Source organism: Streptomyces sp. NPDC051740, assembly GCF_044453165.1.
Lineage (GTDB): Bacteria > Actinomycetota > Actinomycetes > Streptomycetales > Streptomycetaceae > Streptomyces > Streptomyces atrovirens.
Genome location: NZ_JBITCL010000057.1, coordinates 1 through 1,790, shown reverse-complemented (window position 1 = coordinate 1,790; position 1,790 = coordinate 1). Strand labels below are relative to the sequence as shown.

The 1,790-nt window shown below is 68.3% G+C and carries 1 protein-coding gene; it reads left to right on the top strand.

Annotation, left to right across the window (positions count from 1 at the left end; genetic code table 11):
* Positions 1-94 precede the first annotated feature (94 nt).
* Complete coding sequence (locus ACIA6T_RS35570; RefSeq protein ID WP_399450639.1) at positions 95-1,747, top strand: IS1182 family transposase; 1,653 nt, start codon at positions 95-97, stop codon at positions 1,745-1,747.
* Positions 1,748-1,790 lie beyond the last annotated feature (43 nt).

The following is a 1,790-nucleotide window of genomic DNA, read 5'->3' as shown; positions in this document are numbered from 1 at the left end:
GGGATGCTGTTGGTTAATTCGGGCCCTCGCGTGACGTCGGCTCCCAAGACCCGGTTGTGGTCTTGGGAGCCGACGTCGTTTGGGGAGGGTGTCGATGTCGATGCGGCCGGCAGGGCTGGGTGAGATTCCGGCGGAGACGGTGCGGGTGGCGCGGGCGGCCTTCCCGAAGGGCAGCCTGGCGATCCGGGTGCGTGACGAGCTGGGGCCGTTGTTCGATGACGGGCAGTTCGTGGGTCTGTTCCCGGTTCGGGGGAAGCCTGCCTGGTCACCGGGGCGGCTGGCGTTGGTGTTGGTGTTGCAGTTCGTCGAGGGGCTGACCGACCGGCAGGCCGCCCAGGCGGTGCGCGCTCGCATTGACTGGAAGTACGCACTCGGGCTGGAACTGGCCGATGCGGGGTTCGACTATTCGGTGCTGTCGGAGTTCCGCGACCGGCTCATCAAAGCGGACGGAGGCCGGGGGATCCTGGACGCCGTGCTGGCAGCGGCCCGGGGGCGGGACCTGATCGTCGTCAGGGGCCGTGCGAGGACCGACTCCACCCATGTGCTGTCCGCGGTGCGTGAGGTGAACCAGCTGGAGCTGGTCGCGGAAACCTTGCGTTCGGCACTGAACGCCGTGGCTCTGGCCGAACCGGACTGGCTGAGCGGTCGTGCCCGGCCGGAGTGGTTCAAGCACTATGCCACCCGGGCCGAGGACTCCCGCTTTCCCAGGGACCGGTCCCGGCGTGATCAGACGTATCGGCGGATCGGTGACGACGGCATGCACCTGCTGAAGATGATCTGGGCCGTGGACGCTCCGCCGGGTCTGCGGCGGCTGCCGCAGGCGGAGGTGCTGCGGCAGGTGTGGGTGCAGCACTTCCACATGGTCGACGGGGAGGTGGCCCGCCGGGGCCCAAAAGACCGGCCACCAGGTGTGATGCGCCTGGTGACCTGCTATGACCTGGAGGCCCGCACCGGCGGAAAGGGGGACATCAACTGGGACGGTTACAAAGTCCACGTCACAGAGACCTGCGGCCCGGACACTCCGCACCTCGTCACGAGTGTGCTGACGACTCTCGCGAGTGTCTCCGACGCCCGGATGGCCGCCCCGGTCCATGACGAACTCGCCCGGCGGGATCTGCTGCCGGGCGAGCACTGGGTGGATGCCGGTTATGCCAACGGTGGTGCCCTGGCCGCTGCCCGCCGTGACCACCAGGTCGACCTGCACGGACCGCTGAAGGCGGTGACCGTCCCGCACGCCCGCGGCGATGCCGCCTTCGGTCAGAACGCGTTCACCATCGACTGGGACAACCAGCGCGTGACCTGTCCGAACGGCGTTGTCAGCACGCAATGGGCCCAGCGTCGCTCGGAAGAGGGCCTGGCGACCATCCGGGTGCGGTTCTCTCCGGCCGACTGCGGCACCTGTCCCCAGCTGACCAAGTGCGTCAACTCTCCCAGGCCCCGGCGGCGGGAGATCAACCTCAGACCCCGCGACGAATACGAAGAACTGCAGCAGGCGCGAAAACTCCAGGCAACCGCTGCCTGGAAGGACCGCTACAAAATCCGGGCCGGCGTCGAAGGCACCATCTCCCAAGCCGTGCACGCATGCGGCCTGCGCAGATCCCGCTATCGCGGCCTGGCCAAGACCAGCCTCCAGCACCAGCTCACCGGCGCCGCCGTCAACCTCATCCGCATCGATGCCTGGCTCACCAACACACCCCGAGCCCGCACCCGCACCAGCCCCCTGACAGCACTTCGCCCCGCCGCATAGCGGCGGGGCGAAGTGACCAGGCCCGAATTAACCAACAGCATCC